The organism is Pseudomonas sp. ML2-2023-6 (assembly GCF_037055265.1).
Classification (GTDB): domain Bacteria; phylum Pseudomonadota; class Gammaproteobacteria; order Pseudomonadales; family Pseudomonadaceae; genus Aquipseudomonas; species Aquipseudomonas kulmbachensis.
The window spans coordinates 712,979-737,575 of record NZ_CP146347.1 but is presented as its reverse complement, the minus strand read 5'-3'; the positions used below and the strand labels follow the sequence as shown (position 1 = coordinate 737,575).

The following is a 24,597-nucleotide window of genomic DNA, read 5'->3' as shown; positions in this document are numbered from 1 at the left end:
TCGCCATGAGTTCAGGCAAGGCCTTGGGCCTCAATAAAATCGGTCACACCCTGGCGCCCTGGGCCTTGCCTGTGTTGTTGCTGGCGGTGTGGCAGCTGTCCGTGTCGGCGGGCTGGTTGTCCACACGCATCCTGCCCGCGCCCAGCGCCGTGATCGCGGCCGGAGTCGAGCTGGTACGCAGTGGCGAAATCTGGAAACACCTGGCCATCAGTGGCTGGCGCGCCGGGTTGGGCTTTGCTATCGGCGCCAGCATTGGCCTGGTGCTGGGCTTTATCACCGGCCTGTCAAAATGGGGCGAACGCCTGCTCGACAGCTCGGTGCAAATGATCCGCAACATCCCGCACCTGGCGCTGATTCCGCTGGTCATCCTGTGGTTCGGCATCGATGAGTCGGCAAAGATTTTTCTGGTGGCGCTGGGGACTTTATTTCCGATCTACCTCAACACTTACCACGGCATCCGCAACGTTGACCCGGCGCTGGTAGAAATGGCGCGCAACTATGGCCTGTCCGGCTTCAGTCTGTTCTGGCAGGTGATCTTGCCGGGCGCGTTGCCTTCGATTCTGGTGGGCGTGCGTTTTGCCCTGGGCTTTATGTGGTTGACGTTGATCGTGGCCGAAACCATCTCCGCCAGCTCCGGCATTGGCTACCTGGCGATGAACGCCCGGGAGTTTTTGCAAACCGACGTGGTCGTGCTGGCGATTGTTTTGTACGCAGTGCTCGGCAAATTGGCCGACACCGCGGCCCGGGGTTTGGAGCGCATCTGGTTGCGCTGGCACCCGGCGTATCAAGTGGTTAAAGGCGGTGCAGCATGACAGCTCAACAACCCCCACGTTTGCGCCAGGGCATACCGCTGGCCATCAACGGTCTGCAAAAAGCCTTCGGCGAGCGCCTGGTCCTGCGTGACATCAACCTGCACATTCCGGCGGGGCAATTCGTCGCCATCGTGGGTCGCAGCGGTTGCGGTAAAAGCACCCTGATGCGCCTGCTGGCCGGGCTCGATCAACCCACCGCAGGCCAATTACTGGCCGGTAGCGCGCCGCTGCAAGCGGCTCGCGAAGATACCCGGCTGATGTTTCAGGAAGCGCGCCTGCTGCCTTGGAAAAAAGTCATCGACAACGTGGGCCTCGGTCTTAAAGGCGACTGGCGCCCCAAAGCGCTTAAAGCACTGGAAGAAGTCGGCCTGGCCGAACGCGCCAATGAATGGCCTGCAGCACTCTCGGGTGGGCAAAAGCAGCGTGTGGCCCTGGCCCGCGCCCTGATCCATCAACCCCGTTTGCTGCTGCTGGACGAGCCGCTGGGCGCACTGGATGCCCTGACCCGTATCGAGATGCAGCAACTGATCGAGCGCCTGTGGCGCCAGCATGGCTTCACGGTGTTGTTGGTGACCCACGACGTCAGCGAAGCCGTCGCGATAGCCGACCGAGTGATTCTGATTGAAGAAGGCCAGGTGGGGCTGGACCTCACGGTCGACCTGCAACGCCCACGGGCACGCGGCTCGCACCGCCTGGCGGCACTGGAAACCGAAGTACTGAACCGTGTACTTGCATTGCCTGGCTCGCCACCGGAGCCGGAACCCGTAGCACCGCTGCCCACGCAACTGCGCTGGGCGCAATAAACCTACTTTCTATCCCAAGACAGGAATCGACACCATGACCATTAAAGCCATCAACGTTCGCAACCAGTTCAAAGGCCACATCAAGGAAATCGTGCTGGGCGACGTACTGTCGGAAATCGACGTACAAACCGCATCGGGCATCGTCACCTCCGTCATCACCACCCGCTCGGTAAAAGAGCTGGAACTGGTGGTCGGCAGCGAAGTGATCGCCTTCGTAAAATCCACCGAAGTGTCCATCGCCAAGTTGTAAATCATGGGCGATCCACAACCCCGAACGGTGAAAGCCCTTCGGGTTTTTTTGTGCCTGAAAATTGTTACTTGAAATGCCCTTCGTCGTGGTTGCAAGGACAGTAAGCGGTGGACAGATTAGCCTCACAGGCATCTACACAGGAGGTCTCCATGAGCGCCCACCTTTCCCCTATCGTTTCCGAGTTCGAAACCGAAGAGCAGGCCGCCAGCTATGACCACTGGTTTCGCGCCAAGGTACAGGCTGCCCTTGATGACCCGAGACCCGGCATCCCGCACGATCAGGTGATGGCGCACATGCATGCCCTGATCGAGTCAAAACGCAAAGAGCGCGATGCTGGTTGAGTGGCGGCCCCTTGCGCGGGCTCAACTCGGCGAGATTCTTGACTACATCGGCGATCGCAATATTGTGGCGGCCAGCGAGCTTTACCAAAACATTCAAGCCGCAACCTCAGCCTTGCCTCAACATCCCTACCTCTACCGGTTTGGCCGAGTCCCAGGTACTCGGGAAATTGTTGTCCATCCCAACTACCTGGTGGTTTATCGAGTCACGGATCGTGATCGAAATACTGACCGTGCTTCATGCCAGGCGGCAATATCCCTGACTCACCCTTCTCGCAGCGCCAGCACCCCCAACACATCGCACCCTTGCTGCAACAGCAACGACGAGGCTTCACATACCGCGCTCATGTCATGGGGGTCATGGCTGTGGCCGCTCATCAGCGACAAACAGCGCAGCAGGTTCTTGGCCGCCTGAAAACGCTGCTCGGCACACGCCAGCAGGTCAGCCACAGAGGCGCGGGTATCGATTAACAAGACGTTTGAGCCGACAGGGTTGTCGGTTTGAGGCAGGTAAGGCGTCATGGTTGAAACTCCTAAAGAAAAGGAGCCACTTCAATCAGCTTGCACGCAGAAAGAGGGTGGCAGCTGTGCGCGGGTGTGCAAGACCGGTTACCTACCCACCCGGCAGACCCGAAGGTCTCCCGCGCACAACCGCCATAACGCTGATTGCAGGCGCAGAGCCTAACAAGCGAAATGAAAAGTTGATATTGGTAGGAATCAGGCTTGCACGCCTGAACGCTGATTATTCAGCGACGGGGCGGACTATAGGCAGCCCGCTTGGAGCACGACAATGGGGTCAAAAGCGCTAAAGCCCGATCCCACACAAGTGCGCGAAAGGTCTGTAGACGCGTAAAACTGTTCACATACTGTGGGAGCGAGCCTGCTCGCGAAGGCCCCAAGAGCATCGCGAGCAGGCTCGCTCCCACGGAGGCGCCGTTGATCGGCGCTCACTGACGACTGCTTTCAAACCCTCTTATGATCCCAATGATTTCATTGATTGCACGAGGTGCACATGGCCAGTATTACCATTCGAAACCTGGACGATCAGGTTAAAGAACGTTTGCGCATTGAGGCTGCCCTCAACGGTCATTCGATGGAAGAAGAGGTGCGGTTGATATTGCGCCGTGCACTCAAGGCCCCCACGCAAAATCAGGGCCTGGCAAGCCGCATTCATGCACGTTTTGCGGATGCTGGTGGTGTTGAGCTGGACTTGCCCAGCAGAGAGGAGCGCGCCCGCACGGTGGACTTCGACGAATGATAATTCTCGACACCAACGTGCTTTCTGAACTGATGCGTGCGCAGCCAAACGCTGCCGTGATGGCATGGATGGATGCACAAAGTGCCGAGGGTTTATTTATCAGTGCCATTACGATGGCCGAGATCCTTCACGGCATCGCCCGATTGCCCACTAGCAAACGCAAAGAGCATTTGCATGACATGGCCCTGGCGATGTTCACCGAAGATTTTGCTGACCGGGTTTTACCGTTCGATGCACATGCTGCCTCACGCTATGCGCAATGGGTTGCAAGCAGTGAAGCCAAGGGCAAGCCTGTCAGTTTGGCGGATGCGCAAATAGCTGCGATTTGCCTGTTACACAACGCCAGCCTCGCCACACGCAATCTGAAAGATGTTGCCCACGGGAAGGTGCACCTCATCAACCCGTGGCTATTTCTGTAGCCGCTGCCGAGGAACGAAGGCTGCGATCGAGTGCGTAGCGCTCGTAAAAAGAAACGTCGCGTTGTGTCAGATCAATCGATAGCTCAGGTTTCGCGAGCGCTTCGCACTCGATCGCAGCCTCGCTCCGCTCGTCAGCGGCTACAGAAGTTTCAACAACAACCGTGGCCCGCCCATTGCGGGCGGGCCAACCCAATCACCGCACCAAATGCAAAAACTGCATATGGCGTTCGTACTGGTCGAGGATGTCGTTGATGATTTGCTCTTTGGTGTAGCCAGTCAGGTCGTAGTCCTGGCTGCCTTCAGCCAAATGCACTTCAGCACGGTAGTAACGGCGGTTACGCAGTTGCTCTTTTTTGCCAAAACCACCACGGGCAAAGGACGGCGTGAAATAGCCACGCATCTGCACCTGATAGATAAACGGGTGCTCTTCGCCGTGACCGATTTCCAGGCTCACGTTGTCGTTGGCCGGGTCCGGTTGGGTGACGACGTTAAGGCCTTTCTCCAGGAACACCGCGCTCACTTCTTCAATCGCCGGACGCACGGTGGTGTCCATAAAACGGTACACCTCGTCACGCGACGGGAAGTGCACGGCCTGGCTCAAGCGCTGACGCCAGCCGCCACGACGCGAGTGCGAAACCGGCGCCAGGGAGTGCATCTGCGCGATTTGCTTCTGCGACTCCAGGTAGAACGCCTTGTGCAGGCCCCACATCATCAGCAGCAAAATCAGCGAGAACGGCAGCGAGGTCAGCACCACCGCTGACTTGAGCGCATCGATACTGCCCGAGAACAACAACGCACTGGTGACCAGCGCGGTCATCGCGCCCCAGAACACCCGCAGCCACTTGGGGCCGTCTTCGTCGGCGTTATTGCCTCGCGCCGAAAGAGTGGACAACACCACGGTGCCGGAGTCGGCCGAGGTCACGAAGAACACGAAGCTGATAAACACCGTCACCGCAATCACGGTTCGGCTCCACGGGTAGGTCTCAAGCAGCAGGTACAACGTGCGCGACGGGTCGTCGATGGCCGACTGACCTAGGGCAACCATGCCGTGGTTGAGCACTTGATCGATGGCGCTGTTGCCAAAAATCGACATCCACGCGAGGGTGAAGCCCAGCGGAATCAGCAGCACGCCAAACACGAATTCGCGGATGGTACGGCCACGGGAAATACGCGCAATAAACAGGCCCACAAACGGCGACCATGCGATCCACCAGGCCCAATAGAACACGGTCCAGCCGCCCAGCCAATCGCTTGGCTTGTCGTAGGCATACACGTCGAAACTCTTGGTCGGCAACGCGCCCAAATAGTCACCGATGTTCTGCACCAGCGTGTTCAGCAAATGTTGGGTAGGCCCTGCGAACAACACAAACAGCAGCAGCGCACAGGCCAGCAGCATGTTGATGTCGGACATCACACGCACGCCTTTATCGACGCCGGCAATGGCCACCAGAATCGCCGCGCCCATCATCAGCGTGATCAGACCCACCTGCACCCATTGGGTGTGCGGCAAACCGAACAGATAATCGAGGCCGGAGTTGAGGTGCAACACCCCAAACCCCATGTCGGCGCCCAGACCAAACACGGTGGCGATGATACCGAAGCCATCCACCGCATAGCCGATTGGCCCGTTGATGCGTTTACCGATCAGCGGGTACAGCGCCGAACGCAGCGCCAGCGGCAGGTTGTGACGATAGGCGAAGTAGGCCAGCGCCATGCCGACAAAGGCGAACACGCCCCAGCCATGCAGGCCCCAGTGCAGGAACAGCAACTGCATGCCCTGGCGTGCAGCCTCTGACGTACCGGCCGGGCCTTGAGGCGGGGCGAGCATATGGGTCAGGGGTTCGGACACACAGAAGAAAAATAGCGTGATGCTGATCCCGGCGGCGAACAACATGCCCGCCCAGGACAGGTAACTGAACTCGGGTTCGTCGTGGTCGGCACCGAGCTTGATCTTGCCGTAACCGGACAAGGCGGTGACGATCACAAAGATCAGATACAGGGTCATCGCTAACATGTAGTACCAGCCGACCGTGTTGGCCGCCCAGTTTTGTGCAGCCAGCAACCATTCACCGGCGGCTTGTGGCATGGCAATTACTACCAGGCCAAAGATCAGGATAAACGCGGCGGCAAAGTAGAAAACCGGCGGGTTCATGCGGATCTGGGACGTCTCGGACGTGATCGGTACACTCATTGGATGTGCACCTTATAAAGGTAAAACGGGATCAAAAAGAGCGGATTCGGCAAGGGTTAGCCTCCTGTTGTGAGCGGGCAGCGGACCACCGGTTTAACTTGAACGAGCATTCAAGTTAAACATGGATGGCCTTTCAGCACTAATCGCTGCCCACGGCTGCACGTCTGATACGTTAGCTCATGGCAAGGTATGACACATGGCCATGATCAACGTTCAGCCGTTATAGCGTGGGGCTATCAGGGGATTGCTTGCAGTTGAAAACAACAGACTTTTCGGGGGCCGAAAAAAATTCAATCCCGTTCTCGATTGATCAAAAAACAGACAAGTCCAACGGCCGAATAGCGCCCATCCAGATCGCATGCTCGGTGTGATCCAGCAGGTCGTTGCCGGTATCGGGGTGCAAAAACACCACCAGCCCGCGCCGATTGAGCGCCAGCCACGGCAGGACCGCGCCGATCAATTCGGGACCGAAGGCCAGTTGGCAGCTCCAGTCCGGGTGCGGGCCGACCGGGCGCTCGTGGACGCGGCCCATTTGCAGGTTGAACAGACGCGTGCCTTCTTCGGCCAAGGCGCGGGCCTGGTCGATGGTGGTCGCATCAAAATAGAGATGGGCGTGATAGCCGTTGATTCGTTGCATAAGTACCTCGTTTAAAGCCCCTCACCCCAACCCTCTTCCTCAGGGAGAGGGCTGGGGTGAGGGTTGGCTTTACAGCGCCAGCAACCGGCGCAACTCAGCCAACGCCGGGGCCGTGTCCGGGCGCACGCCGCGCCATAGGTAGAACGCTTCGCCTGCCTGTTCGGCCAACATCCCCAAGCCATCCATCACCTGGCCCGCGCCATGCGCGCTGGCCCAGAGGCAAAACGGTGTTGGCTCCTTGCCGTACATCATGTCGTAGCACAGGGTTTTGCCCGGCTCGATCAGGCTGCTGGCAATCGGTGGGACTTCACCCGAGAGGCTGGCGGAGGTGGCATTGATGATCACGTCGACCGGCTCACGCAGCCAGTCAAAACCACTGGCGGCCACAGGCCCCAGGTCGCTGAACAGTTCGGCCAGCACTTCGGCTTTTTCCACCGTGCGATTGGCGATGGTCACTGAAGCCGGGCCTTCGGCCAGGATCGGCTCCAATGCGCCGCGTACCGCTCCGCCCGCGCCCAGGATCAGAATGCGTTTGCCCTGAAGGCTGAAGCCGGCATTGACCGTGAGATCGCGCACCAAACCGGCGCCGTCAGTGTTATCCCCGAGCAGGCTGCCATCGGCCTGTTTGCTTAGCGTGTTGACCGCGCCTGCGCGTTGCGCCCGGGGAGTCAACTGGGCCGCCAAACGGTATGCCTCTTCCTTGAACGGCACGGTGACGTTGGCACCGCAGCCCTCTAGAAAGAACGCCCTCGCACAGCCTGCAAAATCATCCAGCGGCGCAAGCAACGTGTCGTACTGCATGACCTGGCCTGTTTGCTCGGCAAACAGGCGATGCAGTACCGGGGATTTGCTGTGGGCAATCGGGTTACCAAAAACGACGTAACGGTCCATCAGGCAAACTCCTCGGGCAATATCAGGCGCTGGCTAACCAGTCGCGGTCTTGCAGGAAGTACTCGGTAAGACGCGCTTCCGGGCTACCCGGCTCAGCTTTCCAATCGTAGCCCCAGCGCACCTGGGGTGGCAGCGACATCAGGATCGACTCGGTGCGTCCGCCCGATTGCAAACCAAATAAGGTGCCACGGTCATAGACCAGGTTGAATTCAACGTAGCGGCCACGGCGGAACTCCTGGAATTCACGCTGTTGGGCGGTGTATTCGTCGTTTTTACGGCGCTGGACGATCGGCAGGTAGGCGTCGATATAGGCGTCGCCAATGGCACGAATAAAGGCGAAACAGGTGTCGAAATCCCACTCGTTCAGGTCATCGAAGAACAGGCCGCCGATACCACGGGGCTCGTTGCGGTGCTTGATGTGGAAGTAGGTGTCGCACCAGGCCTTGTAGCGCGGGTATACATCGGCACCGAACGGCGCGCACGCCTGCTCGGCCACGCGGTGCCAGTGCACGCAGTCTTCTTCGACGGCGTAGTACGGGGTGAGGTCAAAACCGCCACCGAACCACCAGACCGGCTCTTCGCCTTCTTTTTCCGCGATGAAAAACCGCACGTTGGCGTGGGATGTTGGCACATGGGGGTTGTGCGGGTGAATCACCAGCGACACGCCCAAGGCTTCAAAACCACGGCCCGCCAGTTCCGGGCGATGGGCACTGGCGGACGGCGGCAAGCCGCTGCCAAACACGTGAGAAAAATTGACGCCGCCTTTCTCAATCACGTGGCCGTTTTCAATCACACGGGTACGACCGCCACCGCCCGCCGGGCGTTGCCAAGCGTCTTCGACGAATTGCGTGCCGCCGTCTTCAGTTTGCAGTGCGTTGCAAATGCGGTCTTGAAGGTCGAGCAGGTAGGCTTTTACAGCCTCGGTGCGAGTAGTCATGACATCACCTTAAATCGGGCAAAGCGACGCGGCACTTCGTTCTGAGCGGGGCCGGCGGCAAAGGGCCGCTAGCATAACACTGCACCCTGCTTCATCGCTGTTGACGAAGATCACGCTTAAGCGTTGGATAGTGGCTTCGTCAAATCAGCAAGGAAAGTGCAGATGGCTAAGCGTATCCAGTTTCGGGCCCACGGCGGCCCGGAAGTGCTTGAGTATGTTGACTTCCAACCCGCCGAACCGGGCCCTCAGCAAGTGCGGGTACGCAACCAGGCTATCGGCCTGAACTTCATCGATACCTATTACCGTGGCGGCTTGTACCCGCTGCCTGAGCTGCCATCCGGGCTGGGCAACGAAGGGGCAGGTATTGTCGATGCGGTGGGCAGTGAAGTGCGCAATCTGAAAGTCGGCGACCGCGTGGCTTACGGCACCGGCCCGCTGGGTGCGTACAGCGAGCTGCATGTGTTGCCTGCCGCCAATGTGGTGAAGCTGCCCGACGACATTTCGTTCGAGCATGCCGCTGCCGTGATGCTCAAGGGGCTTACCACCCAGTACTTGCTGCGTCAGACGTATGAACTCAAAGCCGGCGAAACCATCCTGTTTCACGCGGCAGCAGGTGGCGTCGGTTCGATTGCCTGCCAATGGGCAAAAGCGCTGGGTGTGAAGCTGATCGGTACGGTCAGCTCGGACGAAAAAGCTGCTCTCGCCAAAGCGCTGGGCGCGTGGGAAACCATCAACTACAGCCACGAAGATGTCGCCAAGCGGGTGCTGGAATTGACCGACGGCAAGAAGTGCCCGGTGGTCTACGACGGTGTCGGCAAAGACACTTGGCTGACCTCGCTGGATTGCGTGGCACCTCGCGGCTTGATGGTCAGCTTTGGCAATGCGTCAGGGGCGGTGACCGGTGTGAACCTGGGGATCTTGTCGCAGAAGGGTTCGCTGTACGTGACCCGGCCGACGTTGGCCAGCTACGCCAATGACGCCGAAAACCTGCAGGCGATGGCTGATGAGCTGTTTGCGATGATCCGCAGTGGCGCTATCAAGGTTGATATCAGCCAGCGTTTTGCCCTGAGTGACGCGGCCAAGGCTCACACGGAGCTGTCGGCGCGACGCACCACGGGCTCGACCATTTTGTTGCCTTGATCGAAACCTTGTAGCCGCTGCCGCAGGCTGCGATCGAGCCCGAAGGGGTCGTAGATTTTTACAATCTTGAAGGCCCTATGGGCCTTATCGCAGCCTACGACAGCGGCTACAGGTTTTGCTCAAGCCGGGCGCACAACCTTGCCCGTCGCCAGATCGCGGATCAGGCTCGGGTTTTTACGCCCGCCCAGATTCCCGCCCAGCACATGATCAATTTGCCCACGGAAATACTGCTCGACTTTCAAGCGTGTGCGCGCCGCCGGCAAGCCCGCCGGGTTAGCCGAAGTCGATACGATCGGCCCCACCAACGCGCACAGCTCTCGCACCAGTGGATGATCGCTCACACGCAGCGCCACGGTGTCATGTACCCCGGTGATCCAGTCGGGCAGCAAGCCCTGATGCGGCACCAACCAGGTGTTCGGCCCAGGCCAGGTGCTGGCCATACGGTCGATCCATGCCTGTGGGAAGTCTTCAAACAAAAAGTCGAATTGGTGAATGTTGTCTGCCACCAGAATCAGGCCTTTGTCCACAGGCCGCGATTTGATCGCCAGCAACCGCTCGACCGCGTCTTCATCCCACGGGTCGCAGCCCAAACCCCAGACCGCTTCAGTCGGATAGGCAATCACCGCGCCCGCGCGAATGGCTCTTGCAGCTTGTTGGACGCGCCAGGTGCTGATCATTGAATGTCTCCAGATATGTACTGCGCGCAGTGTACTTAGCTGGCGCGGGCAAACCAACGCCCGCCCTCCAACACGACATGCCCCGCCAGTTCAAGTTCGGTCAACGCTGCCAGCAATCGGGGCAGGTCCCAACCACTGGCGTTGACCAAGGCTTCACTGGTGTGAGGTGCTGCCTGCAACAATTGCACTAATGGATGACAGCTTGGTGTAAACAAAGGAGGGGTGGATAACGGCATTGAGCGCCAGCCTCGAAGGCCTTCCAGAATGTGCTCCACGGTTTCAACCAGAGTCGCGCCATCACGGATCAACTGATGACAGCCACGTGCCCCAGGGTGGTGGATCGAACCGGGAATGGCATAGACCTCGCGCCCCTGCTCGGCGGCCAAGCGAGCGGTGATCAGCGAGCCACTGGCCACACTGGCCTCGACCACCAGCACGCCGAGGGCCAAACCGCTGATGATTCGATTACGCCTCGGGAAGTTCGCCGGTAGCGGCCCGGCGTCCAAGGGGAACTCCGAAACCACCGCGCAACCGTTGGCAATCATCGCATCCGCCAGGGCCCGATGGCGCTGTGGATAAAGTTTTTGCAGACCCGTGCCCAACACGCCTACCGTCTGCCCTCCAACGTCCAGGGCGGCCTGGTGCGCGGCACCATCAATCCCCAACGCCAACCCGCTGGTAATTACAAAACCGGCCCCGGCCAGGCTGCGGGAAAAGGCTGCGGCTGTATCCAGACCTGGCCGTGAAGCACGTCGGCTACCGACCATCGCCAACTGCGGTTTTTCCAGAATCCCAGGCTCGCCCGCTACAAATAACAGCGGTGGAGCATCGTTCAGCTCACTCAAAAGTGCCGGGTAATCGGCCTGGTCATGCAGCAGCACATGCTGCCCGGAGCCCTCAAGCCAGCGCAATGCAGCGCTTGCACCATCGCGAACTTCAGGGCTGCGCCGCGCCTGGGCACACGCGGCGGGCAGCCCCAGTGCACCCCAGGCGCTGGCAGGTGCACTGAGCGCCGAACTGGCCGAACCGAAGGCACTGAACAGGCTGTAATAACGCCGCGGCCCAAGCTCGGGCAGGCGGTGCAAGCGCAAGCGGGCTTCAAGCTCTGACGGGGATATTTCTGACAGCGGCATGGGATCATCCTTGATCGGTTATTCCATCTGGATATGAGGAACAAGCTGTGGATAAGTCTGTTGACAAGTTGTTTAGCAAACGCGGACAAGGGCCGGATTGAGCACCCGAGTGATGCTTGAAAATGCCCGTAGAAACCCAACATTAGTTGAACGTTAGCGAGAGGCTGCGCACGTTGGTTTCAAATTGAGACATGCGGCCGTGCAGCGCGGCAGCTAGTCGTTTCATCCGCGGGTGAATCCCTTTATTATGTTCACTCGCGTGAAACGCCAGAGCCCGAGCGGGTTCTCTCTGAAGGAGACGTTTTGCACAGGTTGCTCGAGTCCACAGGACCCACCTGACAACCGTTTTTGAATCTTTCACACAGTGCACCAATCAAACTTATGGCTATTTTGAACATCCTCGAATTCCCAGACTCGCGTCTGCGTACCATCGCCAAACCCGTGGCGGTTGTGGACGACGAAGTCCGTCAGTTGATCGATGACATGTTTGAAACCATGTACGAGGCGCCGGGCATCGGTCTGGCCGCCACTCAGGTCAACGTGCACAAACGCATCGTGGTCATGGACCTGAGCGAAGACCGCAGCGAACCAATGGTATTCATCAACCCCGAGTTCGAAATCCTCTGCGACGAGATGGGCCAGTATCAGGAAGGCTGCCTCTCGGTGCCGGGTTACTACGAAAACGTTGATCGCCCGCAGCGCGTCAAGATCAAAGCGCTGGACCGTGACGGCAAGCCGTTCGAGATGATTGCCGAAGACCTGCTGGCCGTGTGCATTCAGCATGAATGCGACCACCTCAACGGCAAGCTGTTTGTCGATTACCTGTCTACGCTCAAGCGCGACCGGATCAAGAAGAAGCTGGAAAAACTGCACCGCCAGAACGCTTGATCCTCCCATCGGCTACAGGCCTCTTCTATGTGGGAGCGGGCTTGCTCGCGATAGGATCAACTCGACCTCACTGATAGACCGAGTTGTCTGAATCGCGAGCAAGCCCGCTCCCACATTAGAAATGTTTTTCCCCGCGCATCCCATTCCAAGTGAGTAACCCATGACTGAGCCACTGCGCATCGTCTTTGCTGGCACCCCAGAATTCGCCGCTGAACACCTCAAGGCGTTGCTGAGCACCCCTTACGAGATCGTCGCGGTATACACCCAACCGGATCGTCCGGCCGGGCGCGGGCAAAAGCTGATGCCAAGCCCGGTCAAACAACTTGCACTGGAACACAATATTTCGGTGATGCAGCCGCCAACCCTTCGCGCGCCCGAAGCTCAGGCCGAGCTGGCCGCACTCAAGCCGGACTTGCTGGTGGTGGTGGCCTACGGCCTGATCCTGCCGCAAGTGGTGCTGGATATTCCGCGTCTGGGTTGCATTAACAGCCACGCCTCCTTGCTGCCACGCTGGCGCGGGGCGGCGCCGATTCAGCGCGCGATCGAAGCTGGCGACAGTGAAAGCGGCGTGACCGTGATGCGCATGGAGGCGGGTCTGGACACCGGCCCGATGCTACTCAAGTCCGTCACCCCGATTACCGCCAATGACACCGGTGGCAGTCTGCATGACCGTCTGGCCGAGCTCGGCCCACCCGCCGTGATCCAGGCCATTGCCGGGCTGGCGGCTGGCACACTGCAAGGTGAAGTGCAGGATGACAGCCTGGCCACCTACGCCCACAAATTGAACAAGGATGAAGCACGTATCGACTGGAGCCGCCCGGCGGTTGAGCTGGAGCGTCTGGTCCGTGCTTTCAATCCATGGCCGATCTGTCACAGCACGCTCAATGGCGAAGCCCTGAAAGTTCTGGCCGCAACCGTGGCTGACGCCCAAGGCGCACCGGGGCAAATTCTTGCCGCGAGCAAGGACGGTCTGATCGTCGGTTGCGGTGAAGGCGCGTTGTGCCTGACACGTCTGCAATTGCCTGGCGGCAAAGCGCTGAACTTCAGTGATTTTTTCAACAGTCGCCGTGAGAAATTCGCTGTCGGCATCACCCTCGGTCATACGGAAAACGCCCAATGAACCCTCGTCTGGCCGCTGCCAAAGCACTGACTGCAGTGTTGAACGGCAAAGCATCGCTCAACAGCTCCTTGCCGCTGCAACTGGACAAGGTTGAGGTGCGCGATCGCGGCCTGACTCAGGATCTGGCGTTTGGTACCGCCCGCTGGCAGCCACGCTTGTCGGCGCTGGCCAACAAGCTGCTGCAAAAGCCATTCAAGGCCGCCGACGCTGATGTTGAAGCGCTGCTATTGGTAGGTTTGTATCAACTGCTCTACACCCGCATTCCGGCCCACGCCGCCATCGGCGAAACCGTAGGTTGTGCCGACAAGCTGAAAAAACCTTGGGCCAAAGCCCTGCTCAACGCCGTGTTGCGCAACGCCCAGCGCGAGAGCGAAGGCTTGCTGGCGGAGCTTGAGCATGACCCGGTGGTGCGTACCGCTCACCCGCGCTGGCTGCAAAAATCCCTGAAGGCTTTTTGGCCTGAGCAATGGGAAGCTATTTGCGCGGCCAACAACGCACACCCGCCAATGATATTGCGGGTTAACCGCCGTCATCACAGCCGCGATGCGTACCTGCAATTGCTGGTCGAGGCTGGTATCGAAGCCCAACCTTGCGTCTTCAGCCAGGACGGTATCGTACTGGCTGCTGCCTGCGACGTTCGCAGCCTACCGGGCTTTGCCGAAGGCTGGATCAGCGTGCAGGACGAAGCCGCGCAACTGGCCGCCGACTTGCTGGATCTGGCGCCGGGCCAGCGCGTACTCGACGCCTGCTGCGCCCCAGGCGGCAAGACTTGCCACATTCTGGAGGTAGAACCTGCACTGGCTGGCGTGGTGGCGGTCGATCTGGAAGCCAAGCGTCTGGTGCGTGTACGCGAAAACCTTGAGCGTCTGGGCCTGAGCGCCGAGCTGATTGCCGCCGACGGTCGCGACACCGCCACCTGGTGGGACGGCAAGCCGTTCCAGCGCATCCTGCTCGATGCACCCTGCTCGGCAACCGGGGTTATCCGCCGTCACCCGGACATCAAGCTGACCCGCCAGCCGGACGACATTGCCGCGCTCGCCACCCTGCAAGGCGAATTACTGGACGCGATGTGGCCTACCCTGGAAGTGGGTGGCATCTTGCTCTACGCCACTTGCTCGACATTGCCGACCGAAAATACTGAAGTGATTGAAGCGTTCCTGGCCCGTACTCCGGGTGCCCGGGAGCTGGATATCGCCGGGCAGTTCGGCATCAAGCAGCCCCACGGCCGCCAGTTACTGGCACAAGAGGGCGGACACGACGGCTTTTATTACGCCAAATTGATCAAGATCGCTGCCGCTCGCGGCTAACGGATTAGGGATTGCAGGCATGAAAATCATCATCCTCGGCGCAGGCCAGGTCGGCGGAACGCTGGCAGAACATTTGGCCAGCGAAGCTAACGACATCACCGTGGTCGACACCGATGGTGAGCGCCTGCGCGATCTTGGTGATCGCCTCGATATTCGCACCGTGCAGGGCCGCGCCTCGTTGCCCAATGTGCTGCGTCAGGCAGGTGCGGATGACGCCGACATGCTGGTGGCCGTGACCAACAGCGACGAGACCAACATGGTCGCGTGCCAGGTGGCTCATACGCTGTTTCACACCCCGACCAAAATCGCCCGGGTACGCGAAGCGGCTTATCTGACACGCGGCGAAGAGCTGTTCGATAACGACGCAATCCCGGTCGACGTATTGATCAGCCCCGAGCAGGTGGTGACCAATTACATCAAGCGCCTGATCGAACACCCCGGCGCCTTGCAGGTGATCGACTTTGCCGAAGGCAAAGCGCAGTTGGTGGCGGTCAAGGCGTACTACGGCGGCCCGTTGATTGGTCAGCAGTTGCGCCAGCTACGCGAACACATGCCGAATGTGGATACACGGGTTGCGGCGATTTTCCGACGCGACCGACCGATTACGCCCCGTGGCGATACGGTCATCGAAGCGGATGATGAGGTTTTTTTCATCGCCGCCAAGGCCAATATTCGCGCCGTTATGAGCGAAATGCGCCGTCTGGATGAAAGCTACAAGCGCATTGTGATTGCTGGTGGCGGGCAGATTGGCGAACGCTTGGCCGAGGCCATTGAGAGCCGGTACCAGGTCAAGATCATCGAGATGAATCCGGCGCGTTGCCGCTATTTGTCCGACACCCTCGACAGCACTGTGGTGCTGCAAGGCAGTGCTTCGGACCGCGACTTGATGCTTGAAGAAAACATCGCGGACGCCGACGTGTTTTTGGCCCTGACCAACGATGACGAGGCCAATATCATGTCCTCGTTGCTGGCCAAGCGCCTGGGTGCGAAGAAGGTGATGACCATCATCAACAACCCGGCCTACGTGGATCTGATTCAGGGCGGCGAAATTGATATCGCCATCAGCCCGCAGCTCGCCACCATTGGCACCTTGCTGGCCCACGTGCGCCGGGGCGATATCGTCAGCGTGCACTCATTGCGCCGGGGCGCGGCCGAGGCCATCGAAGCGATTGCCCACGGTGATTCGAAATCGAGCAAGGTGATCGGTCGCAGCATCGGCGAAATCCATCTTCCTCCGGGCACCACGATTGGCGCGATTATTCGCGACGAAGAAGTACTGATTGCCCACGACTCGACAGTGATCAATGCCGGCGACCATGTGATTTTGTTCCTTGTGGATAAAAAGCATATTCGCGACGTAGAGAAGCTGTTCCACGTGGGCTTGAGTTTTTTCTAAGGAGTCAGGGATGCTGGAGTCACTGGAGAAAATGCTCGCCAAGGGTATGGATAACTCATTACTGCGCTTTGGTCTGGGCAAGGGTTATCTCGACCTTGGGGATAACCTCAAGGCGGCGGAGCATCTGCAACGTTGCGTAGGCTTTGACCCCAAGTATTCCGCAGCCTGGAAGCTGCTGGGCAAGGCGCAGTTGGCGGCGGGTGATCGTGCCGCGGCGCGCTTGGCGTGGGAGCAGGGGATTGCGGCAGCGCAGGCCCACGGCGACAAGCAGGCCGAAAAGGAAATGACGGTATTTTTGAAGAAGCTGGATAAACAGCAGCCTTGACTCTTCACTTGTAGCCACTGGCGCAGGCTGCGATGGGTGGCGCAGCGACCCCGGAATATTGAAGGTCCTGCGGCCCTTATCGCAACCTGCGCCAGCGGCTACAAAGTTTGTGGCCTTACTAGTACCAGCGCGCTTCACCCGGCGGGCGCTTTTTGAAGCGCTTCATGCTCCACATGTACTGGCTCGGGTAAGCGCGTACATATTTCTCGACCACCTTGCTCATGGCTGCGCACGAGGTTGCCGTGTCGGTGCTGTACATATCTTCTGGCGCGGCCTCCAGTATCACCTTGAAGCCAGAGCCATCCGGCAGACGCAGCGCGTGCAGGAATACCCCCACCGCTTTGCCACCCGCCAGCATATTGGGGACAAACTTGCTGGTCAGGGCCATGGTGCCGAGAAACGGCACAAAGATACCCGCCGACTCTGCAGGCTCCGGATCAGCCGGAATGCCCACCTGACCGCCTTTGCGTACTTCCTTGATGACACTCAGGATGCCTTCTTTGGTCGATGCCGCCACGCGGTTGCCCAGCTGGACCCGTTGCTTTTGCAGCAATTCATCCACTGCTTTGAGCTTGGGCGGGCGATAGAAAATGATCGGTTTACACTGGCTGCAATAGAAGTGATTAAGCACTTCCCAGTTGCCCAGGTGGCTGGTGATGCCGACCACACCCTTGCCTGAGGCCAGGGCGTCCTTGAGCACGTCCAGACCTTCGACTTCACGCACCAGGTCGATGGAACGCTGGGCTGGCCAAATCCAGGCGCAAGCACTCTCGGTCAGACTTTTGCCGATATCTTTCAGGCTTTGACCCACCAGTTGCTCGCGGGCGCCCGGGTCCATTTCAGGAAAGCATTTGGCCAGGTTGATGCGCACCACATCGCGTGAGCGATTGGGCAGTTTCCACATCAGCCAGCCGATGGCCGACCCCACGCGTTGCACCGCGCCCCACGGGAGCATGGCAAACAACCGCAAAGCCCCGACCAGCAAGGCACCTTTAAACTTTTCCACAGGGTTTTCCCACAACAAATAATGACTTTGTGGGAGCGGGCTTGCTCGCGATTGCATCACTGCGGTCTTTCTGAAAAACCGTGTTGCCTGCATCGCGAGCAAGCCCGCTCCCACATCAGGTTTTGCAAGTGGCCCGTATTCTAACCGCCGTTTGCCAGTTCGGCGTAACGGTCGCAATAAGTGGCGTGGTCCATGACCATGCCGCTGGCCTGCATAAAGGCATAGCAAATGGTCGGGCCGACGAACGTAAATCCGGCTTTTTTCAGGGCTTTGCTCATGGCTTCAGCCTGGGGCGTAACCGCCGGGAACTCATGACGTTCGGTGAAATGGTTGATCTTCGGCTTACCGCCCACAAACGACCATAAAAACTCGACAGGATTGGCCAGCGCCAGCCAGGCCTGGGCATTGCGCCGTGCGCCAGCCACTTTTAAACGATTGCGAATGATCCCCGGATCCAGCAACAACGCTTCTATTTCAGCATCCGTCATGGCCGCCAAACGCTGCACATCGAAGCCGAACATGACCTTGCGATAGTGCTCGCGTTTCTTTAAAACCGTGATCCAGGACAAACCCGCCTGGAACCCTTCGAGCAATAACAACTCGAACAACCCATGCGCGTCGCGCAACGGCACTCCCCACTCTTGATCGTGATAAGCGGCATACAGCGGATCTTCTGAACACCAGAAGCAACGTGGCATATAGGCTCCAGGGGGTGGAGGGGCGACCGAATCGGGTATACTCCCGCTCTTTAAATCGCAGCCCAAGAAACAGGTGAATTTGTGAGCCAGCCTACGCCAGCAGTGCGTACCTTCCAAGACTTGATCCTCGCCCTCCAGCAATACTGGGCCGAGCAAGGTTGTGTGGTGCTTCAGCCCTACGATATGGAAGTGGGCGCCGGCACATTCCATACCGCCACGTTTTTGCGCTCTCTGGGGCCGGAAACCTGGAACGCCGCTTATGTGCAGCCCAGTCGTCGCCCGACTGACGGCCGCTACGGCGAAAACCCGAACCGTTTGCAGCACTACTACCAGTTCCAGGTGGTATTGAAGCCAAACCCGCCCAACTTCCAGGAGCTGTACCTGGGTTCGCTGAAACATATCGGCCTGGACCCTCTGGTACACGACATCCGTTTCGTCGAAGACAACTGGGAATCGCCAACACTGGGCGCTTGGGGTCTGGGCTGGGAAATCTGGCTTAACGGTATGGAAGTCACCCAATTCACCTACTTCCAGCAAGTAGGCGGCATTGAGTGCTACCCGGTAACTGGCGAAATCACCTACGGCCTTGAGCGTCTGGCGATGTACCTGCAGGGCGTGGACTCCGTCTACGACCTGGTATGGACTGACGGCCCGTTCGGCAAAGTGACTTACGGCGACGTGTTCCATCAGAACGAAGTCGAGCAATCGACTTACAACTTCGAACACGCCAACGTCGACAAGCTGTTTGAGCTGTTCGATTTCTATGAAAGCGAAGCCAAGCGCCTGATCGAACTCGACCAGCCGCTGCCGTTGCCAAGCTACGAAATGGTGCTCAAGGCGTCCCACACCTTCAACCTGCTGGATGCCCGTCGCGCGATTTCCGTGACTGCGCGTCAGCAGTACATCCTGCGTGTGCGTACCCTGGCCCGTGCCGTGGCACAGGCGTATCTCGAAGCTCGCGCCAAGCTGGGCTTCCCGATGGCTCCACCTGATTTGCGTGATGAAGTGTTGGCCAAGTTGGAGGCAGTACAATGAGTGCTCAAGATTTTCTGGTTGAACTGGGCACTGAAGAACTGCCGCCAAAAGCCCTCAATACCCTGGCTGAGGCATTTCTCGCCGGGATTGAAAAAGGCCTGCAAAGCGCCGGTCTGAACTTCAGCGCGAAAAAAGTCTACGCCGCACCGCGTCGTCTGGCCGTGCTGCTGACTCAGCTCGACACCCAGCAACCGGATCGCAGCATCAATATCGACGGCCCGCCACGCCAGGCGGCGTTCGATGCTGAAGGCAACCCGACGCAGGCAGCCCTGGGCTTTGCCAAGAAGTGCGGCGTTGAGCTGAGCGAAATCGATCAGAGCGGTCCAAAACTGCGCTTCAGCCAGGTGATCGTCGGTAAGCCGACCGCCAGCCTGCTGCCGACCATCGTTGAAGACTCGCTCAACGACCTGCCGATCCCCAAGCGCATGCGCTGGGGTGCACGCAAGGTCGAGTTCGTGCGTCCGACCCAATGGCTGGTGATGCTGCTGGGCGACGAAGTGATCGACTGCACCATCCTCGCGCAAAAATCGGGTCGTGACTCCCGTGGGCACCGTTTCCACCACCCGGAAAGCGTGCGCATCAGCGCGCCAGCCAACTACCTCGAAGACCTGCGCAAAGCCCACGTGCTGGCGGACTTCAACGAGCGCCGTGAGCTGATTTCCAAGCGTGTAACCGAACTGGCGACGATGCAGGAAGGTACTGCAATCGTGCCGCCAAGCCTGCTCGACGAAGTGACCGCTCTGGTTGAATGGCCGGTGCCGCTGGTGTGCTCGTTTGAAGAGCGCTTCCTGGATGTGCCGCAAGAAGCCCTGATCACCACCATGCAGGACAACCAGAAGTATTTCTGCCTGCTGGACGTTGATGGCAAGTTGCTGCCGCGCTTTATTACCGTGGCCAACATCGAGAGCAAAGACCCGCAGCAGATCATCTCGGGTAACGAGAAAGTGGTTCGCCCGCGTCTGACCGATGCTGAGTTCTTCTTCAAGCAAGACAAAAAACAGACGCTGGAAAGCTTCAATCTGCGCCTGCAAAACGTGGTGTTCCAGGCTCAACTGGGCAGCGTTTACGACAAGGCCGAGCGCGTTTCCAAACTGGCGGCATTTATTGCCCCGCGCATTGGCGGCGATGCTCCGCGTGCAGCCCGTGCCGGTTTGCTGTCCAAGTGCGACCTGGCCACTGAAATGGTCGGCGAGTTCCCGGAGATGCAAGGCATTGCCGGTTACTACTACGCGCTGAACGACGGCGAGCCTGAAGACGTCGCCCTGGCATTGAACGAGCAGTACATGCCGCGTGGTGCTGGCGCCGAGTTGCCGAGCACCCTGACCGGCGCTGCGGTGGCCATCGCTGACAAGCTCGACACCCTGGTGGGTATTTTCGGCATCGGCATGTTGCCTACAGGCAGCAAAGACCCGTACGCACTGCGTCGTGCCGCGCTGGGTATCTTGCGCATTCTGATCGACAAAAAGCTCGACCTCGACCTGACTGAAGCAGTGAAATTCGCTGTCAGCGCTTTCGGTGCCAAGATCAAGTCGGCCGGTTTGGCTGATCAGGTACAGGAGTTCATCTTCGACCGCCTGCGTGCGCGTTACGAAGACGAAGGCGTGGATGTGGCCACTTACCTGTCGGTACGTGCACTTAACCCAACCTCGGCACTGGATTTCGATCAGCGCGTGCAAGCCGTACAGGCGTTCCGTCAATTGCCGGAAGCCGCTGCACTGGCCGCCGTGAACAAGCGTGTATCGAACTTGCTGAGCAAGGTTGAAGGCACGGTTTCGACTCACGTTGAAGCCCGCTATTTCGACAATGCCAGTGAGTTCTCGCTGTTCTCGGCCATCCAGAAGGCCGACGAAGCCGTACAGCCAATGGCCGCTGCCCGTCAGTACAACGAAGCGCTGACCCGTCTGGCCTCGCTGCGCGAGCCGGTGGATGCGTTCTTTGAAGCGGTGATGATCAACGCTGAAGACCCTAGCGTGCGAGCTAACCGCTACGCATTGCTGGCGCGTCTGCGTGGCCTGTTCCTGGGCGTTGCCGATATTTCACTGCTGAGCTAGGGGTTACCGTTGAAACTGCTGATTCTCGATCGGGACGGAGTGATCAATTACGACTCCGACGCTTACATCAAGTCAGTCGAGGAGTGGACTCCACTGCCCGGCGCGATCGAGGCCATTGCGCAGTTGAGCAAAGCCGGCTGGACGGTCGCCATCGCGACTAACCAGTCCGGCATTGCCCGCGGCTATTACGATGTCGCCACGCTGGACGCCATGCACGACCGTTTACGGGCGCTGGTGGCGGAGCAGGGTGGCGAGGTCGGGCTGATCGTTTATTGCCCACACGGCCCCAATGAAGGCTGCGCTTGCCGCAAGCCAAAACCGGGCATGTTGCAATCGATTGCCACGCATTACGGCGCTGATTTGGCCAAATGTTGGTTTGTCGGCGACAGTTTGGGTGACTTGCAGGCTGCACAAGCCGTCGATTCTCAGCCAGTTTTGGTAAAAACCGGAAAAGGCCTACAAACTTTGGCCAAAGTAATACCGGTTAATACCCTAATATTTGACGATCTGGCGGCAGTTGCCGCAGAACTTATCCACAAATAGAGCAGGTTTGAACACTCACCGGCACTCTGTGTACGGGCTGTTCAGTCGTGCTTTATCCGCATCGGTAAAAGTCGCTATGTCGATCCTGCAGGCCATCAGAACCTTCTTCTTTTACCTGCTGCTGGGCACCAGCTCTCTGCTGTGGTGCTCGCTGAGCTTTTTTGTCGCCCCCTTCTTGCCGTTCCGTGCGCGTTACCGGTTTATTAACGTGTACTGGTGCCGCTGCGCACTGTGGCTGACACGGGTGTTTCTGGGCATTCACGTTAACGTGAAGGGCGCTGAAAACGTTCCACAACAACCGTGCGTGATCCTGGCCAACCACCAAAGTACCTGGGAGACGTTTTTTCTCTCGGCCTACTTTCAGCCGTTGAGCCAGGTACTCAAGCGCGAATTGCTGTACGTACCGTTCTTTGGCTGGGCGATGGCGATGCTGCGTCCGATTGCCATCGACCGCGATAACCCCAAGGCGGCGCTCAAACACATCGCCAAAAAAGGTGATGAGCTGCTCAAGGACAATATTTGGGTGCTGATCTTTCCGGAAGGCACCCGTGTGCCCTTTGGCCAAGTGGGCAAGTTTTCCCGTGGTGGCACGGCGCTGGCGGTCAACGCCGAGTTGCCGGTACTGCCGATTGCCCACAATGCTGGCAAGTACTGGCCCAAGACCGGCTGGGCTAAAAAGCCCGGCACGATCGAGCTGGTGATTGGCGAACCGATGTACGCCAACGGTACAGGGCCACGAGCAATTGCCGAGCTCAACGACCGGGTGCAAGCCTGGAACGAACAGGCTCAACGCGACATGGGCTCACTGCCGCCAGTGGCTGCGCCAACTGACGTGGTTGTGGGCTAGTAAAATTGTGGATAACTTGTGCACAAGTTTTTGATATCTTTCAAAAAATTGCCGTAAGTTGATGATTTAAATGCTTATTTCAACTTATTACTTTTTACTGAAAAACGTGCATAAGTTTTTCTAAGCACATAAAAAACCGGCTTATTCGAGCCGGTTTTTTTGTGTCTATGGACCAGCAGAAGCTGGCCTTAGACCTTATCGATATTTACGTTCTTCGTCTCCTTGAGAAAGATCATGCCTACCACCAGGCTGACTCCGGTAATCACGACCGGATACCACAGGCCATAGAAGATATCCCCGGTGTAGACCACCAGCGCAAATGACACGGTAGGCAGGAAACCACCGAACCAGCCATTACCGATGTGGTATGGCAACGACATCGAGGTGTAGCGGATGCGGGTCGGGAACAGTTCGACCATTACCGCTGCCAGCGGGCCGTAGGTCATGGTGGCGATAAGGGTCAGCAGCACCATCATCAGCACGACCATCGGTTGGTTAACCGAACTCGGGTCAGCCTTGGCCGGGTAGCCTGCTTCGGTAATCGCAGCACGCATGGCCGCTTCGTCGAAACCGTTGATTTTCTGCTCACCGACTGACACCTGGACCTCTGTACCCAAGGCGGCTGACTGCGAGGTGTACGGCAGACCTTGTTTCACCAGGAAGGTTTTGACCTTGTCACACGGGCTGTCAAAACGCGCCTTGCCTACCGGGTCGAACTGGAAGGTACACGTGGCCGGATCGGCCATCACCACAATCGGTGACTGGCGGCTGGCGGTATCAATCTGCGGGTTGGCGTAATGGCTCAATGCTTTAAATAGCGGGAAGTACAGCACCGTGGCCAACAACAGGCCCAGCATCAGGATCGGCTTGCGACCCACACGGTCCGACAGCCAGCCAAAGAAAATAAAGAACGGTGCGCCAATCACCACGCTGATAATCAGCAGCAAGTTGGCTTGGGCCGGGTCCATCTTGAGCATCTGTGTGAGAAAGAACAGCACGTAAAACTGCGCGGTATAGAAGGTCACTGCCTGGCCGGCGTTGATGCCGAACAGTGCAATCAGAACGATTTTGAGGTTTTCCCACTTGCCGAATGACTCGCGGATCGGCGATTTGCTGGTCTTGCCCTCGGCCTTCATTTTCACGAAAGCTGGCGACTCGTGCATGCTCATGCGGATCCAGGTCGAGATGCCCAGCAACACGATGGACAGCAGGAACGGCAGGCGCCAGCCCCAGACTTCAAACTGGTCACCGGTCAGGTAACGGCAGCTCAGCACCACCAGCAACGACAACAGCAGGCCCAGGGTGGCTGTGGATTGAATCCAGCTGGTATTAAAGCCACGTTTGCCAGGGGCCGCATGCTCTGCCACGTAGGTGGCTGCGCCACCATACTCACCGCCCAGCGCCAGCCCTTGAAGCATGCGCAACAGCACGAGCATGATCGGTGCCGCGATGCCGATGCTGGTGTAAGTCGGTAGCAAGCCGACAGCAAAAGTCGATAAGCCCATCAGAATGATGGTCATGAGAAATGTGTATTTGCGCCCGATCATGTCGCCCAATCGGCCGAACACCAGTGCACCGAACGGTCTGACCAAGAACCCGGCGGCGAAGGCCATCAAGGCAAAAATAAACGCAGTGGTGTCGTTTACCCCGGCAAAGAACTGCTTGCTGAGCACGGTGGCCAAAGCGCCATACAAGAAAAAGTCATACCACTCGAAAACTGTCCCGAGGGATGACGCAAAAATGATCTTTCGTTCTTCCCGACCAGTAGTTGCCTTGGCGGGAGCCGCCTGTTGTGCAATTGAGTCTGACATATTCAATGTCCTCAGCCCTTTGGGCCACAGTGATTATTGTTGTTGTCCACTGTCGGTTCCGGATGACTGCGCCCGAAACCACGA

General features: G+C 58.6%; 26 protein-coding genes and 1 pseudogene. 17 read left to right on the top strand and 10 right to left on the bottom strand.

What is annotated here, in order from left to right; all coding sequences use genetic code 11:
- Positions 1–5: 5 nt before the first annotated feature.
- The 5 genes and pseudogenes from ssuC to V6L79_RS03265 all read left to right on the top strand — a co-directional run bounded on the left by ssuC (position 6) and on the right by V6L79_RS03265 (position 2,466).
- A complete protein-coding gene (ssuC, locus tag V6L79_RS03285) occupies positions 6–812 on the top strand; it encodes an aliphatic sulfonate ABC transporter permease SsuC (protein WP_261740360.1) in 807 nt (268 codons plus the stop codon).
- A complete protein-coding gene (gene ssuB, locus V6L79_RS03280; protein ID WP_261740359.1) occupies positions 809–1,615 on the top strand; it encodes an aliphatic sulfonates ABC transporter ATP-binding protein in 807 nt (268 codons plus the stop codon). The genes ssuC and ssuB overlap by 4 nt, the downstream gene beginning before the upstream one ends.
- A gap of 34 nt (positions 1,616–1,649) precedes the next feature.
- Positions 1,650–1,865, top strand: coding sequence for a molybdopterin-binding protein (locus tag V6L79_RS03275; protein ID WP_003444581.1), 216 nt, complete (start codon positions 1,650–1,652; stop codon positions 1,863–1,865).
- Positions 1,866–2,014: 149 nt separating this feature from the next.
- Positions 2,015–2,206: an antitoxin gene (locus tag V6L79_RS03270; RefSeq protein ID WP_338579816.1), complete on the top strand. Its 192-nt coding sequence runs from the start codon at positions 2,015–2,017 to the stop codon at positions 2,204–2,206.
- Positions 2,196–2,466: pseudogene (locus tag V6L79_RS03265) on the top strand (type II toxin-antitoxin system RelE/ParE family toxin). Before V6L79_RS03270 ends, V6L79_RS03265 begins: the two are co-directional and overlap by 11 nt.
- 1 nt (position 2,467) lies before the next feature.
- Here the strand turns inward: V6L79_RS03265 and V6L79_RS03260 are convergent.
- Positions 2,468–2,725, bottom strand: coding sequence for a hypothetical protein (locus V6L79_RS03260; protein ID WP_261740357.1), 258 nt, complete (start codon positions 2,723–2,725; stop codon positions 2,468–2,470).
- 490 nt (positions 2,726–3,215) lie between these two features.
- On the opposite strand from V6L79_RS03260, the gene V6L79_RS03255 reads away from it, so the two are divergent.
- Both V6L79_RS03255 and V6L79_RS03250 read left to right on the top strand, forming a co-directional pair.
- Positions 3,216–3,461, top strand: a complete 246-nt coding sequence (locus V6L79_RS03255) for a FitA-like ribbon-helix-helix domain-containing protein (protein WP_261740356.1) — start codon at positions 3,216–3,218, stop codon at positions 3,459–3,461.
- The gene (locus V6L79_RS03250) at positions 3,458–3,880 is read left to right on the top strand and encodes a type II toxin-antitoxin system VapC family toxin (RefSeq protein WP_261740355.1); all 423 of its coding nucleotides are present in this window, start codon (positions 3,458–3,460) and stop codon (positions 3,878–3,880) included. The genes V6L79_RS03255 and V6L79_RS03250 overlap by 4 nt, the downstream gene beginning before the upstream one ends.
- Before the next feature lie 193 nt (positions 3,881–4,073).
- Here the strand turns inward: V6L79_RS03250 and betT are convergent, their stop codons facing one another.
- The 4 genes from betT to hemF form a co-directional block, all read right to left on the bottom strand.
- Positions 4,074–6,071, bottom strand: a complete 1,998-nt coding sequence (gene betT, locus V6L79_RS03245; RefSeq protein ID WP_321835175.1) for a choline transporter BetT — start codon at positions 6,069–6,071, stop codon at positions 4,074–4,076.
- Positions 6,072–6,381: 310 nt separating this feature from the next.
- Positions 6,382–6,708, bottom strand: a complete 327-nt coding sequence (locus tag V6L79_RS03240) for a DOPA 4,5-dioxygenase family protein (protein ID WP_261740354.1) — start codon at positions 6,706–6,708, stop codon at positions 6,382–6,384.
- Positions 6,709–6,777: 69 nt separating this feature from the next.
- Positions 6,778–7,599, bottom strand: a complete 822-nt coding sequence (gene aroE, locus V6L79_RS03235; protein ID WP_261740353.1) for a shikimate dehydrogenase — start codon at positions 7,597–7,599, stop codon at positions 6,778–6,780.
- A gap of 22 nt (positions 7,600–7,621) precedes the next feature.
- Positions 7,622–8,536, bottom strand: coding sequence for an oxygen-dependent coproporphyrinogen oxidase (hemF, locus tag V6L79_RS03230; protein WP_338579815.1), 915 nt, complete (start codon positions 8,534–8,536; stop codon positions 7,622–7,624).
- A 162-nt stretch (positions 8,537–8,698) separates the two neighbouring features.
- Between hemF and V6L79_RS03225 the strand changes: the two genes are divergently transcribed.
- Complete coding sequence (locus tag V6L79_RS03225) at positions 8,699–9,676, top strand: NADPH:quinone reductase (RefSeq protein ID WP_338579814.1); 978 nt, start codon at positions 8,699–8,701, stop codon at positions 9,674–9,676.
- Between the two features lie 119 nt (positions 9,677–9,795).
- Here V6L79_RS03225 and V6L79_RS03220 read toward each other — a convergent pair whose 3' ends face one another.
- Both V6L79_RS03220 and dprA read right to left on the bottom strand, forming a co-directional pair.
- A complete protein-coding gene (locus V6L79_RS03220) occupies positions 9,796–10,353 on the bottom strand; it encodes an L-threonylcarbamoyladenylate synthase (RefSeq protein ID WP_261740350.1) in 558 nt (185 codons plus the stop codon).
- Positions 10,354–10,388: 35 nt separating this feature from the next.
- The gene (dprA, locus tag V6L79_RS03215; protein ID WP_261740349.1) at positions 10,389–11,486 is read right to left on the bottom strand and encodes a DNA-processing protein DprA; all 1,098 of its coding nucleotides are present in this window, start codon (positions 11,484–11,486) and stop codon (positions 10,389–10,391) included.
- A 381-nt stretch (positions 11,487–11,867) separates the two neighbouring features.
- Between dprA and def the strand changes: the two genes are divergently transcribed.
- The 5 genes from def to V6L79_RS03190 all read left to right on the top strand — a co-directional run bounded on the left by def (position 11,868) and on the right by V6L79_RS03190 (position 16,522).
- The gene (gene def, locus V6L79_RS03210; RefSeq protein ID WP_261740348.1) at positions 11,868–12,374 is read left to right on the top strand and encodes a peptide deformylase; all 507 of its coding nucleotides are present in this window, start codon (positions 11,868–11,870) and stop codon (positions 12,372–12,374) included.
- Positions 12,375–12,534: 160 nt separating this feature from the next.
- Positions 12,535–13,494, top strand: a complete 960-nt coding sequence (gene fmt / locus V6L79_RS03205) for a methionyl-tRNA formyltransferase (protein ID WP_261740347.1) — start codon at positions 12,535–12,537, stop codon at positions 13,492–13,494.
- Complete coding sequence (rsmB, locus tag V6L79_RS03200) at positions 13,491–14,801, top strand: 16S rRNA (cytosine(967)-C(5))-methyltransferase RsmB (protein ID WP_261740346.1); 1,311 nt, start codon at positions 13,491–13,493, stop codon at positions 14,799–14,801. Before fmt ends, rsmB begins: the two co-directional genes overlap by 4 nt.
- A gap of 19 nt (positions 14,802–14,820) precedes the next feature.
- Complete coding sequence (gene trkA / locus V6L79_RS03195; protein WP_261740345.1) at positions 14,821–16,197, top strand: Trk system potassium transporter TrkA; 1,377 nt, start codon at positions 14,821–14,823, stop codon at positions 16,195–16,197.
- 10 nt (positions 16,198–16,207) lie between these two features.
- Positions 16,208–16,522 (top strand): hypothetical protein, encoded by a 315-nt coding sequence (locus V6L79_RS03190; protein ID WP_338579813.1) that lies wholly within the window; start codon positions 16,208–16,210, stop codon positions 16,520–16,522.
- A 118-nt stretch (positions 16,523–16,640) separates the two neighbouring features.
- Here V6L79_RS03190 and V6L79_RS03185 read toward each other — a convergent pair whose 3' ends face one another.
- Both V6L79_RS03185 and V6L79_RS03180 read right to left on the bottom strand, forming a co-directional pair.
- The gene (locus tag V6L79_RS03185; RefSeq protein ID WP_261740343.1) at positions 16,641–17,528 is read right to left on the bottom strand and encodes a lysophospholipid acyltransferase; all 888 of its coding nucleotides are present in this window, start codon (positions 17,526–17,528) and stop codon (positions 16,641–16,643) included.
- A gap of 140 nt (positions 17,529–17,668) precedes the next feature.
- The gene (locus tag V6L79_RS03180) at positions 17,669–18,226 is read right to left on the bottom strand and encodes a DNA-3-methyladenine glycosylase I (protein ID WP_261740342.1); all 558 of its coding nucleotides are present in this window, start codon (positions 18,224–18,226) and stop codon (positions 17,669–17,671) included.
- A gap of 81 nt (positions 18,227–18,307) precedes the next feature.
- Between V6L79_RS03180 and glyQ the strand changes: the two genes are divergently transcribed.
- The 4 genes from glyQ to V6L79_RS03160 all read left to right on the top strand — a co-directional run bounded on the left by glyQ (position 18,308) and on the right by V6L79_RS03160 (position 22,702).
- Positions 18,308–19,261 carry a glycine--tRNA ligase subunit alpha gene (glyQ, locus tag V6L79_RS03175; protein ID WP_029611650.1) on the top strand — a complete coding sequence of 318 codons (954 nt, stop codon included), beginning with the start codon at positions 18,308–18,310 and terminating at the stop codon, positions 19,259–19,261.
- Complete coding sequence (gene glyS / locus V6L79_RS03170) at positions 19,258–21,312, top strand: glycine--tRNA ligase subunit beta (RefSeq protein ID WP_261740341.1); 2,055 nt, start codon at positions 19,258–19,260, stop codon at positions 21,310–21,312. The genes glyQ and glyS overlap by 4 nt, the downstream gene beginning before the upstream one ends.
- Positions 21,313–21,321: 9 nt before the next feature.
- Positions 21,322–21,855 carry a D-glycero-beta-D-manno-heptose 1,7-bisphosphate 7-phosphatase gene (gene gmhB, locus V6L79_RS03165; protein ID WP_338579812.1) on the top strand — a complete coding sequence of 178 codons (534 nt, stop codon included), beginning with the start codon at positions 21,322–21,324 and terminating at the stop codon, positions 21,853–21,855.
- Between the two features lie 76 nt (positions 21,856–21,931).
- On the top strand, positions 21,932–22,702 hold the full coding sequence (locus tag V6L79_RS03160) for a 1-acyl-sn-glycerol-3-phosphate acyltransferase (RefSeq protein WP_261740339.1): 771 nt from the start codon (positions 21,932–21,934) through the stop codon (positions 22,700–22,702).
- Positions 22,703–22,890: 188 nt separating this feature from the next.
- On the opposite strand, the gene V6L79_RS03155 is transcribed toward V6L79_RS03160, so the two are convergent.
- Positions 22,891–24,513: an MFS transporter gene (locus V6L79_RS03155; protein ID WP_261740338.1), complete on the bottom strand. Its 1,623-nt coding sequence runs from the start codon at positions 24,511–24,513 to the stop codon at positions 22,891–22,893.
- Between the last annotated feature and the right edge of the window lie 84 nt (positions 24,514–24,597).